Genomic DNA, 12,358 nt, shown 5'->3' with positions numbered 1-12,358 from the left:
CGATCGACTTCTGGTGTGGCTGTAGACGCCGCCGAACTGATTGCCCTGTTCATCGTGCCCGGGAGACAGGTCAGGAAAAGGTCGTATCGAAGGCACGGGCAAACAAAGTGACGGCAGGGTGAAGGTCGTCGATGGAGTCGAGTTGCCCACGTCGACACGCTCTCGAACTCGTGGTCTCTGCCGGTTGCGCTGTCGCCGCCTTCATCCACGTCGACGACGACACCATCCATGGCGGCCACGGCTGCGCATCGGACAACTATTCCCTCGCCACGAGCTGCCCCCGCCCCGGCTCAGCCCGCTTCCGTCACGTCCGGCAGGCTCGGTAGTCGGGGGCCGGCGGCGCTGGAAGGTTGCGCGGGTTCCGGCACGCATGCGCCCCGCCCCCGACGCAATACGCCTACCCCGGTCCCGTTTGGAGACTCCTGCGGCCGATTCGGTGGGATGCAACTCCGGCTCACCGGGCAAACGTGGGGGCCTGGCCGTCGCGACGGCCAGGCCCCCACAAAAGCTATACGCGCGACGTCAGGTCACCATCGATACCAGCGACCACGACCACCTCCGGCGTTGGTGGATCGCATGACGAAGCCGAGCAGCCACAGCACGAGGACCGCGACGGCCACCCACCACAGAATCTTGATGGCGAAACCGGCACCGAAAAGGATCAGGGCGAGCAGCAGGACGAGAAGCAGGGGAACCATAGTTATCAACCTCCTGGCCGCCGTGTGCCCTGCCGATGAAGACCCAATCATCAAACGATCCTTGTTTGTGAAGGAAGCCCCGGGGCAGCTGGTGGGTTACCGCGACAGCGGAATCCGAAGCGACGAGGAGGCGTGTTTCATGAGTGCCGGCGAGAAGGCCAAGGCGAAGACCGAGCAGGCGCAGGGCAAGACCAAGGCCACCCTCGGGCGCACCCTCGGCAACGAGCGCATGACTGCTGAGGGGCGGGCGGAAAAGAGCGTGGGCGACGCCCGCGAGGCCAAGGAAAAGAGCAAGGACGCCTTCAAGCACTGACGCTCTTCTCGGCGAGGGCCTCCCCGGAGTTGTTCCGGGGAGGCCCTCGCCTTGCGTGTCTCCTCGCAGAAGAGGGTGCAGTCGCGGTCTGTCGGTTTTCGACGCAGCCCGCGTTCCCTTCCGGACGGGACGAGACGTGCTCCAGGAGCAAGCTACGCCCCGTCGTCGCCCTCACGCAGGGAATGGATCATGCTCTGCAGGACACGGAAGGCACCTGACCGCTCGGTCTCGGTCATGCCGGACAGCATTCCGACCTCGACGGACCGGACCGCCACGGTCGCCTTCTCGAGGCTCCGCCGGCCACTGGGGGTGAGCCGCGCGGGAAGGACCTTCCCGACGGGTGCCTCCGCGGGCCTGGTCACGTAGCCGTCTCGTTCCAGGGCTTGGAACAGCACGTTCATCGACTGCCGCGTGACGCCCAGCCCCGTATCGGCGCCGCTCATCCACAAGGCGCATGACACCCAACCCGCCGACGCACCTCGGTGAAAATTGCGTAATGCAAGAAATGATTCAGTAGGCCTTCCGCCTCACGTCGCGCCGGCCCCTCCGCATCGGGCCCGCGGTCCATGACGTGAGCGGATGATGGCATCCGCTCGCGAAGCGCCCCCTGTTGGGCCGCCCTTACGTGGCATCATGCAATCTTTACCTACAGCAAGGGTTTTCTTTCCGTGCTGCCTGCGTACGGGCTGTCAGCACGCTGTCCGGACACAGGAGACGTCATGCCCATCTCGCGCAACACGATCGGATACCTCGTCGTCGGCGGGGCCCTCACCGCCACGCTCGCCGCCCTCGTCTACCCGAGTGTGCTCGGACTGCAGACCACGACTTCCGACCAGTCCCGGATCATCGCCAACACGCAGTGGGGGCCGCTGACCGAGGCCGACCGCAACTTCGTCGTCTTCGTACGCTCCGCCGGGCTCTGGGAGGGTCCCTCGGGAGCGTTGGCCATGAAGAAAGGCACGACCGCGGCCGTGCGCGAGGCCGGACGGCACCTGGTCATCGGTCACGCCGCGCTGGACGCCAGCTGCCGGAAGATCGCCCCCGAGCTGAACGTCACCATCCCCAACCAGCCCACGCCACAACAACAGGGTTTCCTGGCGAACTTCCAGTCCGACACGGGCAAGCAGTTCGACACCGACTTCGCCAACACCCTGCGCATCACCCACGGCTCGATTTTCAACACCATCGCCAAGATCCGTTCCACCACACAGAACACCCTCGTGCGCGAACTGGCCGACCAAGCCAACGACGTGGTCCTGGACCACATCACACAGATGGAGAAGACCGGATTGATCAACTTCAACCAGGTCAACTTCCAGGAGACGACTCCACCCAAGTTGCCGGCCGCGCAGGTCACACCACCCGTGCCGCAGCCGGGCGCGCCCGTGGTCACGCTCACCGTGCCCCCCGAACTGTCGACCCAGGGAGTGCCGACAGGCCCGGACTCGACACCCACCCCCACCGCATCCCCGACCACGGGGTGACCCGCCGCGGGCATCGCACGGCGGGGGCATCGCCCTGCAGGGGTGTGCAAGAGCAGCTCGTGTTCCTCAACCACGGTCATCCAGCCCCGGTGATCGTCAGGGAGAACGGCAGCGTCGGCTTTCCTGAATCTCAGACCTTCGCGCTGCCTCTGGGGCTGGGCGTTCACGGGGGTGAGGGGCCGCGACCCCACCGGGTGGAGTTCGCCCCCGGTGACCAGTTGCCGTTGTACACCGACGGCGTCACCGAGGCCCGCGATCCGGACGGGTCCTTCCACCCGCTGGGCGAGCGGGCGAGCCTGTTGAAGGAGCCTGACGCGGATCGCGCCCTGCGGGCTCTGCGCGAGGACCTGGTCCGCCACGCCGCCGGGCCGCTCCAGCAGAACGCCGCCATGGTCTTGCTCCGATATCACAGCGAAGTGGGAGGAGAACCCGACCTGCCGGGTGAGGAAGCGGCGACCTCGGCACGGTAGAAAGGACGTATGCCCGAGCGAGAGAACCCCCTGGACGCCTTGGATGATGTCGATGACGTCACCAAGGCGGTGCTGACCGCTTCCCGTCTGCTGGTGGCGGTCTCCGCGCGCTCGCTCGCCGCTGTGGAGGAGCGGGTGACTCTGGCGCAGTTCCGCATGCTGGTCGTGCTGTCCACCCGGGGGACGACCAAGCTGGTCGAGCTCGCCGAACTGCTCCAGGTGGCACCGTCGACCGCCATGCGCATGGTGGACCGGCTCATCGTCGCAGGACTCGCCGACAGAAGGCCGAACCCCACCAGCCGTCGCGAGACCCTCCTGGCCTTGACGGGCGAAGGCATACGCACGGTCGAGGACGTCACCGCCCGGCGCCGTGCCGAGATCGCCGCCATCGTCGAACGGCTCCGCCCCACCCAGCGCCTGGCACTCGTCGAGGCCCTCAACGCTTTCAACGAGGCTGGAGGGGAGCCTTTGGCCCCCGGGCCGGACGACCCGGAGCCCCACCCCCTGGGTTGGATGGTCGACGGCACGGTGGCTCACGACGCGTGAGGCGCTCTTCGGAGCACGGGGTCCGGGAATCCGGGGACTGGTCCGCTATCCCAGTGTTCCCAGGCCCAGAGTCGTGGTGATCAGGCCGGAAAGGATCAGGACACCGCCTGTGCAGCTGTTGTTCCAGACGATCGCGGTCGAGACATCGTGGGATGCGGTCACCAGGGACGGGGCGATGATGAGCCAGAGGCCCATGGGCAGCATGGTCCATGAGAGGTGGTTCATCCGCGACGGCATCAGAGGAACTCCGAACGCGAGCACGGTGACGGCGAGTCCCACGATGACGTTGTTGGCCGTGAGATAGGGATTCGTTCCGGCGAAGTGGATCACCCAGGGGGAGATCGCCGCGTAGACGCCGACCAGCAGAACGAGGCCGTCCAGAGGGAGCACGCGGGCGCCGGTTCTCGGCCCGGCGCTGCGCTCTGTTCTTGCCGACCGAGTCTCACCCCTGTCGGTCGAGTGGAGTGAAGGCAGCATGGGGATCATGTTTCATACCGTTTGGTGCAGTTCGCCAGTCCAGCGCCGCACCGGTGGCGCCGCCCTACCGGCCTCAGTGCTCGTACCCGCGGGCTGAGGACACTCGTCCCGCCCGCATGATGCGGATCTTGCCGCGCTCGCAGGCCGGACAGCGAGGTGACTGGAGCGGGGAGGGTACGAGCCGGCCGTCGAGGTGGTATGTGGCGATGGTGTGCTGGTGATCGTCGACAGTGACGTCTATCTCGAACGTTCCCTCCCATCCGTGTCCGCAGTCGAGGCACACGAACGAGTAGGAACGCTGGACATGCTCGGTCTCCATGGTTTCGCCTCCTGGGAGTCGTCTGCTCGTGGAGTCCTGCTACCCATTCTTGCACAGTGCAAAAGCATGGGTTCGGGCACGGCCCGGCGACGTCCCCGACTCGCTCAGGCGGCCTTGTGCACGGCACGTAGTGCACTCTGGTGGCTGAGCCAGCCGACAGGCTGGCCCTGCAAAGTGTCGAGGACGGGCAGGCCGGTCCCGGGCGCTGACAGCAGGGCGTGGAGGGCTTGCGCCAGTGGCTGGTCGGTGGTGACCGGCACGGGGGGTTCGGCGAGCCGCCCGACCGTCGTGGGGGCCGCGTCCGGTTGTTCGGCGAGTGCCTCGGCCACCGCCTGGGCGGTGACGACACCGACGTACTCGCCGGTGGCGTCGGCGACCGGTAGCGCTCCGTGTCCGGACAGGCTGAGCAGGTCCGCGGCGTCCGCCAGGGCCGTGGTCGCGGGCAGGGCGGAGGGCAGGGGTTCCATGACGGCGCCGACGTGCTGGGCGCCGATCGGCGCACCGGGGGCGGGGCCTTCGAGGTCGATACCGCGGCGGCGCAGTTTGAGGGTGTACACGGTGTCCCGGGAGAGCAGGTGGCTGGTGGCGGTGGCCAGCACGATGGCAAGCATCAGGGGCAGGATGATCGAGTACTCGCCGGTCAGCTCGAAGAGGATGACCACCGCGGTGATCGGGGCCCGCGCCGCACCGGCGAAGACCGCTCCCATCCCGATCAGGGCGTAGGCGCCGACGGCGCCCGCCGTGCCGGGCAGCAGGTGGCTGACACCGGCCCCGTACGCCGAGCCGAGCATCGCGCCGATGAACAGGCTGGGTGCGAAGACCCCTCCCGAGCCGCCGATGCCGATGGTCAGGCTGGTGGCCAGCATCTTGCCGACGAGGAGCAGGAGGAGGAAGCCGACCGCGTAGCCGCCTTCCGTGGCCTTCTCCAGGACCGGGTAGCCGACGCCGTACATCTGGGGCAGGGCCAGCAGCACCAGTCCGAGCACGAGGCCACCGACCGCCGGGCGCAGCCATTCGGGTCCCCGCCAGAGCCAGTCGCAGGGATCCTCGACCAGGTACAGGAAGCGCGCGAAGCCCATGCCGACGACCGCCGCGAGCACGCCGAGCAGGGCGAAGAGGCCGTACTGGGTGAGATGCTCGACGTGGAAGTCCGGGAGGTTCAGGAAGGCCGTGTCGCCGAAGGTGGCGCGCCCGATGATGCTCGCGGTGACGCTGGCCAGTACCGTCGCGCCGAACGCCTCCGCCGAGAAGGTGCCCAGAATCAGCTCCATGGCGAAGAAGACGCCGGCCAAGGGCGCGTTGAAAGTGGCCGCGATGCCACCCGCCGCACCGCAGGCGACCAGGAGTTTCATGCGGCCCTCGGTCGCCCGCGTCAAACGGCCCAGGGTGGAGCCGAGCGCGGAGCCGATCTGCACGATCGGCCCCTCACGGCCGACCGACCCTCCCGATCCGATGGTCAGGGCGGAGGCGAGCGTCTTGACGACGGCGACCTTGGGGCTGATCCGGCCACCACGCTGGGCGACCGCCAGCATCACCTCCGGCACACCGTGACCACGGGCCTCCTTGGCGAACCGGTTGACCAGGGGCCCGTAGAGCAGGCCACCGACCACCGGAGCGAGCAGGACGAAGTACGGGCCGAGCCACGGCACATGCGGATTGCCCGCGCCGGGGAAGGCGGAGTAGTCCGTCCGGCCCGACAACAGCCGGGTGAACGTCTGGATGCACCACCGGAAGACCACCGAGCCCGCGCCCGCTCCCCCTCCGACCACCACGGCCAGAGCCATCACACCCCACGACGCGAGACGCAGCCCCGCGAGCCTCGGTGCCGGCGTGACGGTCCCCGTGGCCTCACCGCTGGGCGCGTGCTGCGCATCCCTGGGTGTCGGTACGACGCTCACCTGTTCTCCTCCCTCACCTTTGCAGTATGCAAAGATAGCGGATCGGGCGAGCGGTGCCGGCACCAGGAGAGTGCGCCGCCGGGAGGGGACGGCACCGACCTCGCTGCCGTCCTCAGCGGGTGAGGGGGACCTCTGGTCCCCATCGGGCCCGACAGGCACTGGAGAGCTGGTGCGTGGTGGGCGACAGTGGAGGCGGATCCGGCACTGGCCTCCCCAACGCCCTCCGCCCGCATCGCGCGCCGGCGCTCACGAACCGACCCGGAGCCCGCGGGAAGCCCGTCACTCCGTCCCGAAGAAGCAGGCCATGCCTCGTACCCACACCCCGCGGCACCACCAGTGGACAGACCTCGACCCTGCCGAGGCACTGCGGTTGCTGGGCAGTGTGTCCCTGGGAAGGATCGTCTTCACCCGGCATGCTCTTCCCGCCGTTCATCCGGTGAATCACATCCTGTGCGGCGGGGACATCGTGCTGCGCACCCGCGAGGGCACGGTTCCGGCATCTCACGCGGGGGACGGGGAGAACATCGGTGTGGTGGTCGCCTACGAGGCCGACGCCATCGACCCTGACACCCATCTGGGCTGGAGCGTGGTGGCCGTCGGCTATGCCCGAGCAGTGGCCGACCCGGCCGAACTGGACTACGCCCGGCAGCTGTTGTGCCCCTGGATGCCAAGTGAAGGCACGGACCAGACGGTGCGCATCCGGCCCGAGTTGGTGACGGGCATCCGCTCGGCGGAGTCGGACCCGACCGCGACCGCACCTCCTGCGGGTCGCTCACCGCACGCACGCACGAACGCACCAGGACGATCGGGCCCTCGCTGACTGCGTCCGGGGGCAGGCAGCCGCGTTCCGCGCGGGAGCGGTCAGCCGTGTGCGACGACCGCGACAGGTGCGGCGACGTGGTGCAGGGCCGCGTGCGCGACATGGCCGATGTGCGCGCCGAAGGGGCTCTTGCGCACACCCCGGCCGACGACCACCAAGGAGGCGTCACGGGAGTCGTCGACGAGAACCCCGGCGGCGCTCCCGCACCGACTGACCTCGATGACCTCGATGTCGGGGAACTTCCGCCGCCAGGGATGCAGCAGCTTCCCCAGGAGGGTGGCCTGTCCGCGTCTGAGGGAATCGTCGAACCCGGTGTCGCCGTGGAAGCCGTGCAGGGCGGTCGGGGGCTCGGGCCAGGCGTGGACGACCCGTAGCGGAGCTCTGCGGCGCGCGGCGGCGTCGAAGGCGAACTCCAGCAAGGCGTCGTGCGGGTGATCGATGTCCAGGCCCAGCACGACGGGCCGGAACGGCGCCGTGGCGGAGGGCACCCCCATCGGATCCATCCTGTGCTCGTCGGCGGCCTGCTCTCCGGCCCTCACCAGCACCGTCGGCCGTTCCGCGCGGGCCACGACGCGCAGGCTCACCGAGCCGACCATGAACCCCTCCAGGCCGCCGAAGGCCCGCGAGCCGAGAACCAGCAGCTCGGCGAGGGCCGCCGCCTCGCACAGGACGTCGGCCACGGCACCGGTCAGCTGCTCGGTGGTCACCTCGACGCCGGGGTGACGAAGCCGGAGTCCTTCGGCGGACTCGAGCGTCAGCTGCTCGGCCCAGGGTTGGTAGATCTCGGGGTCCAGCAGGGGGTTCCTCGCCACGAACCTGTGAGTCGGCTCCCTGACGTGCACGAGCTTGAGGGGCAGCCCACGCAGCAGGGCCTCACGTGCGCCCCACTCCCCCGCGGCTCGGCTCTCGGGCGAGGCGTCGAGAGCCACGGTGATGGTTCGGGACATGATCTCCGCCTCCGGGAAAGGGGATCCCCCTGCCACCGTGACGCCAGCGTCCGAACCGGGTCAGGGGCCACACGACCCCCATCGGAGACCAGCCGGCCCTCCACCCGGTCCACACGCCGGACGCGTCACACGAGGGCCAGGCGGCCCTGGCCCTCACCCACGTTCCGGCGCACTCTGGGAGGTGCGCCGAATCCCCGTCGAGGTCTCACGGAGTCACCATGTACGGCACTGCCCGCATTGTCGGCGATGTCATGACCCGGGCCGTCGCAGCGACCAGCCGTCGGGCCCCCTACAAGGAGATCGTCCGGCTGCTGCAGGACAGACGAGTCAGCGCCCTGCCCGTCATCGAGGGCGAGGGCCGGGTGGTCGGTGTGGTCTCGGAAGCCGATCTCCTGCCGAAGGAGGAGCTTCGGGACGAGCCCGAGGAGGCATATCTCCGGCTGCGACGGCCCGTCGACGTGGCGAAGGCCGGTGCCCTCACGGCGGGTGACCTCATGTCGTCCCCCGCCATCACGGTCCGGGCCGACTGCACCCTCGCCGAGGCTGCGGGCGTCATGGCTCGCGAACGGGTGAAGAGACTGCCCGTGGTGGATGACGCGGGTCTGCTGGCGGGCATCGTCAGTCGCGGCGACCTGCTGAAGGTCTTCCTGCGCGATGACGAGGAGATCGCGCGGGAAGTGCGGCAGGACATCGGCTCGTACCTCGTCCCCCCGCTGTCGTCGGAGGTGCGGGTCGAGGTGCACGACGGAGTCGTGACCTTCGCCGGGCGGTTCCGTGACACCTCCCTCGTCCCCGTGGCGGCACGCCTGGTCAGAGCGATCGAAGGCGTGGTGGACGTCGAGTTCGACCCCACGCGCGACACGGCTACCCGGTAGCGGCAGTACTGGGCCCATGACAGCGGGGATGGCTGGGGCGGGTGGGCAACGGACGGGGCGGGCCGGCCGGCGGCGGGCCACCGCACTCAAGCTCCGATGGGTGACCCTTCGGAGTCGTCCTTCCGATAGGCAAGATCCCCGGAGACCGACACCACGCCGTCGACGCCCCGGCACAACTGCTCGATGACGGGAATCAGGCTCTTGCACTCGACGGTGCCCGCGAGGGTGACCCGTCCCTCGCGGACCTCCGCGGTCACATCCCGTTGATCGAGGCCCAGAGTGCGTCGCAACAGGTCCCCGGTGATCTCCTCCCGGATGCCCTCGTCCCTACGAAGAAAGATCCTCAACAGGTCGCCACGGCTGACGATGCCCAGGAGCCGGTCGACCTCGTCGACCACCGGAAGGCGCTTGACGTGCTGGGTCTCCATGAGGCGGGCGGCCTCGACAACGGTCCACTCGGGTCGTGCGCACACCGCGGGGGCGGACATCAGTTCCTCGGCCCGGGCCCCCTCGGCCTTCGCCCGCTCCCAGGCCTCCAGATGCGGAAGCGGAGTCCTCCCCGACGGATCGGCCTGGTCCGCGCTCTTGCGCAGCAGATCGGCCTCCGACACCACGCCCATCGGCCGGTCGAGCTCGTCCACCACGGGTACGGCGGTGACGCCGTTCTCCTCCAGCAACCTGACGAGGTCCTTGAACGGCGTGTCGGGACGCGCCCGGATGACGCCGCGCGTCATGAGTTCCTCGACTGTTCGATGGTGCATGTCGCCTCCCGGGCGCGGAGCGCCCGCCTCGCGGATGCGGCGCCGCCACCCGGTACGGGTGCGGCCCGCGTGGCAGTCGGATACACCACCATTCTGCGGACAACGGGTCCACCACGCGAGCCATGTCCGCAGCTCACCGGGCATCGAGAGGTCGACGGCCGGCCCCACCGGGCACGACTGCGGACCCCACGACGCGGCGGCGGGCGCACTGTGCGCCTGTTTCTCGACTGGGTCCGGGACTCCGAGCGTGTCCCGGACCGGGCCGGAGGACCTGCTCAGCCGTCCCATGTCCAGTCGGCGACCTCGGGCAGATCCACACCGTGCTCGCGGATCCACAGATGGTGGCGTTGCCGGACGTCCTCCATGTGCTGGCGTACGGCGGCCGCGCGGACGCCCAGGCCTGGGACGCGGTCGACGACGTCCATCACGAGGCGGAAGCGGTCGACCTCGTTGCGGACGACCATGTCGAACGGAGTGGTGGTGGTTCCGATCTCCTTGTAACCGCGCACGTGCAGGTTGCGGTGGCCGGTGCGCCGGTAGGCGAGGCGGTGGATCAGCCACGGATACCCGTGGTAGGCGAAGATCACCGGCTTGTCCGGGGTGAACAGCCCGTCGTACTCGAAGTCGCTCATCCCGTGCGGATGCTGCTCGCCGGGCATGAGCCGCGCGATGTCCACCACGTTGACCACCCGCACGGCGAGCTCGGGAAGATGGCGCCGCAGGAGCTGGGCGGCGGCCAGGACCTCCTGAGTGGGAACGTCGCCCGCGCAGGCCAGTACGACGTCCGGTTCACGAGAGCTGTCCACGGTGCCGGCCCACTCCCAGATGCCCGCTCCGCGCGCGCAGTGGACCCTCGCTTCCTGCATCGGGAGCCAGTCGAAGCAGGGCTGTTTGCCCGCCACGATCACATTGACGTAGTCGCGGCTGCGCAGCACGTGGTCGGCCACCGACAGCAGAGTGTTGGCGTCCGGCGGGAAATAGACGCGCACGACTTCGGGACTCTTGTTGAGGATGTGGTCGACGAAGCCGGGGTCCTGGTGGGAGAAGCCGTTGTGGTCCTGACGCCAGACGTGCGATGTCAGAAGGTAGTTGAGGGAGGCGACGGGGGCACGCCAGTCCAGGCGGCGTGTGGTGCGCAGCCACTTGATGTGCTGGTTGACCATCGAGTCGACGATGTGGACGAAGGCTTCGTAGCAGGAGAACAGTCCGTGCCGGCCGGTCAGCAGGTAGCCTTCCAGCCAACCCTGGCACGTGTGCTCTGAGAGGATCTCCATCACCCGGCCGTGGGGGTCGAGGTGTTCGTCCACGTCGAGAGTGTCTGCTTGCCAGGCTTTGCCACTGGCCGCGTAGACGGCCTGAAGGCGGTTGGAGGCGGTCTCGTCGGGGCCCACCAGCCGGAAGTCGCGCCGTTCGGCGGTCGCCGCCATGACGTCCTGGAGCATGGCGCCGAGGACACGGGTGGGCTCGTGCAGGCTTGCGCCCGGCTTGTCGACGCCGACAGCGTATTTCTCCGGTCCGGGCAGCGGAAGCTCCCGCGTCAGCAGACCGCCGTTGGCGTGCGGGGTGGCGCCCAGGCGCCGGGAGCCCTCGGGGACGCAGGCCAGAACCTCCGGGCGTGGAACGCCGTGTTCGTCGAACAGCTCCTCCGGCCGATATGAGCGCAGCCACTGTTCCAGCTGCCGCAGATGCTCCGGGTTGTCGCGTACGGCGGCCAGCGGCACTTGGTGGGCACGCCAGGTGCCCTCCATCGGCAGGCCGTCGACCTCCTTCGGGCCGGTCCAGCCCTTCGGGGTGCGCAGCACGATGACGGGCCAGCGGGGCCGGCCGTCTTCCCCGTCCTCACGCGCGCCACGCTGGATCGCCGCGATGCGGTCCAGCGCGGTGTCCATCGCCTGAGCCATCACACGGTGGACGGCCTCGGGGCGGTCGCCGGTGACGTGGATCGGGTCGTGGCCGTAGCCGCGCAGGAGGTCGTCGAGTTCGGACTCGGGGATCCGGGACAACACCGTCGGGTTGGCGATCTTGTAGCCGTTCAGATGGAGGATGGGGAGCACGGCTCCGTCGTGCACGGGGTCGAGGAACTTGTTGGAGTGCCAGGCGGCGGCCAGCGGTCCGGTCTCCGCCTCTCCGTCGCCGATGACGCAGGCGACCAGCAGGCCGGGGTTGTCGAAGGCGGCGCCGTAGGCATGGGAGAGCGAATAGCCCAGTTCGCCGCCTTCGTGGACCGAGCCGGGCGTCTCCGGCGCGACGTGGCTCGGGACGCCGCCGGGAAAGGAGAACTGCTTGAAGAGCCTGACCATGCCGGCCGCGTCCCGGGTGACGTCGGGATAGGTCCCCGAATACGACCCTTCGAGCCATGAGTTGGCCAGCACGGCGGGTCCACCGTGGCCGGGGCCCCAGACGCACAGGGCGTCCAGACCGCGGGCCTTGATGACTCGGTTGAGGTGGGTGTACACGAGGTTCAAGCCTGGAGACGTCCCCCAGTGACCCAGCAGCCGCGGCTTGACGTGCTCGGAGCGCAGGGGTTCGGTCAGCAAAGGGTTGGCCATCAGGTAGATCTGTCCGGCAGCCAGGTAGTTCGCGGCGCGCCAGTGCGCGTCCAGAGACCTCAGCTCTTCCTGATCCGGCGGGCCGGGCGCCTGGTGCGTGTCGACGGACATCGGTGGTCCCTTCCCTGCGGGGTCGGCGTACGAGGTGACGTGCGTGCGGGGTGCGCGAACCACCCTCCGCCAAAGCCGGGGGCGCCGGAC

The 12,358-nt window shown here is 69.0% G+C and carries 12 protein-coding genes and 2 pseudogenes; 6 read left to right on the top strand and 8 right to left on the bottom strand.

The window, feature by feature from the left end:
* Positions 1-527: 527 nt before the first annotated feature.
* Entirely contained in the window at positions 528-698 is a 171-nt protein-coding gene (locus AB0C59_RS02505) for a hydrophobic protein (protein ID WP_171154443.1), read from the bottom strand.
* 139 nt (positions 699-837) lie between these two features.
* On the opposite strand from AB0C59_RS02505, the gene AB0C59_RS02500 reads away from it, so the two are divergent.
* Entirely contained in the window at positions 838-1,011 is a 174-nt protein-coding gene (locus AB0C59_RS02500; protein ID WP_363000281.1) for a CsbD family protein, read from the top strand.
* 152 nt (positions 1,012-1,163) lie between these two features.
* On the opposite strand, the pseudogene AB0C59_RS02495 reads toward AB0C59_RS02500, so the two are convergent.
* Positions 1,164-1,427 (bottom strand): annotated as a pseudogene (locus tag AB0C59_RS02495) (MarR family transcriptional regulator); the annotation flags it as partial.
* 303 nt (positions 1,428-1,730) lie between these two features.
* On the opposite strand from AB0C59_RS02495, the gene AB0C59_RS02490 reads away from it, so the two are divergent.
* The 3 genes and pseudogenes from AB0C59_RS02490 to AB0C59_RS02480 all read left to right on the top strand — a co-directional run bounded on the left by AB0C59_RS02490 (position 1,731) and on the right by AB0C59_RS02480 (position 3,511).
* On the top strand, positions 1,731-2,495 hold the full coding sequence (locus AB0C59_RS02490) for a DUF4142 domain-containing protein (protein WP_363000280.1): 765 nt from the start codon (positions 1,731-1,733) through the stop codon (positions 2,493-2,495).
* Between the two features lie 53 nt (positions 2,496-2,548).
* A pseudogene (locus AB0C59_RS02485) lies at positions 2,549-2,965 on the top strand (PP2C family protein-serine/threonine phosphatase); the annotation flags it as partial.
* A 9-nt stretch (positions 2,966-2,974) separates the two neighbouring features.
* Entirely contained in the window at positions 2,975-3,511 is a 537-nt protein-coding gene (locus AB0C59_RS02480) for a MarR family transcriptional regulator (protein WP_363000279.1), read from the top strand.
* Positions 3,512-3,556: 45 nt separating this feature from the next.
* Here AB0C59_RS02480 and AB0C59_RS02475 read toward each other — a convergent pair whose 3' ends face one another.
* The 3 genes from AB0C59_RS02475 to AB0C59_RS02465 form a co-directional block, all read right to left on the bottom strand.
* Complete coding sequence (locus AB0C59_RS02475; protein WP_363000278.1) at positions 3,557-3,901, bottom strand: SPW repeat protein; 345 nt, start codon at positions 3,899-3,901, stop codon at positions 3,557-3,559.
* Between the two features lie 160 nt (positions 3,902-4,061).
* Positions 4,062-4,307, bottom strand: a complete 246-nt coding sequence (locus AB0C59_RS02470; protein WP_363000277.1) for a hypothetical protein — start codon at positions 4,305-4,307, stop codon at positions 4,062-4,064.
* 104 nt (positions 4,308-4,411) lie between these two features.
* Entirely contained in the window at positions 4,412-6,091 is a 1,680-nt protein-coding gene (locus tag AB0C59_RS02465) for a chloride channel protein (RefSeq protein WP_363000603.1), read from the bottom strand.
* 418 nt (positions 6,092-6,509) lie between these two features.
* Here AB0C59_RS02465 and AB0C59_RS02460 point away from each other — a divergent pair, with 418 nt between their 5' ends.
* On the top strand, positions 6,510-7,025 hold the full coding sequence (locus AB0C59_RS02460; RefSeq protein ID WP_363000276.1) for a pyridoxamine 5'-phosphate oxidase family protein: 516 nt from the start codon (positions 6,510-6,512) through the stop codon (positions 7,023-7,025).
* Between the two features lie 41 nt (positions 7,026-7,066).
* Here AB0C59_RS02460 and AB0C59_RS02455 read toward each other — a convergent pair whose 3' ends face one another.
* Positions 7,067-7,972, bottom strand: coding sequence for a universal stress protein (locus AB0C59_RS02455; RefSeq protein WP_363000275.1), 906 nt, complete (start codon positions 7,970-7,972; stop codon positions 7,067-7,069).
* 218 nt (positions 7,973-8,190) lie between these two features.
* Here AB0C59_RS02455 and AB0C59_RS02450 point away from each other — a divergent pair, with 218 nt between their 5' ends.
* Positions 8,191-8,847 carry a CBS domain-containing protein gene (locus AB0C59_RS02450; RefSeq protein WP_363000274.1) on the top strand — a complete coding sequence of 219 codons (657 nt, stop codon included), beginning with the start codon at positions 8,191-8,193 and terminating at the stop codon, positions 8,845-8,847.
* Positions 8,848-8,933: 86 nt separating this feature from the next.
* Here the strand turns inward: AB0C59_RS02450 and AB0C59_RS02445 are convergent, their stop codons facing one another.
* Entirely contained in the window at positions 8,934-9,608 is a 675-nt protein-coding gene (locus AB0C59_RS02445; protein WP_363000273.1) for a CBS domain-containing protein, read from the bottom strand.
* A gap of 275 nt (positions 9,609-9,883) precedes the next feature.
* On the bottom strand, positions 9,884-12,268 hold the full coding sequence (locus AB0C59_RS02440; RefSeq protein WP_363000272.1) for a phosphoketolase family protein: 2,385 nt from the start codon (positions 12,266-12,268) through the stop codon (positions 9,884-9,886).
* Positions 12,269-12,358: the final 90 nt, after the last annotated feature.

The sequence above is a fragment of the Streptomyces sp. NPDC048664 genome, assembly GCF_040650555.1.
GTDB lineage: Bacteria > Actinomycetota > Actinomycetes > Streptomycetales > Streptomycetaceae > Streptomyces.
This window is presented reverse-complemented; position numbering and strand designations above follow the sequence as displayed.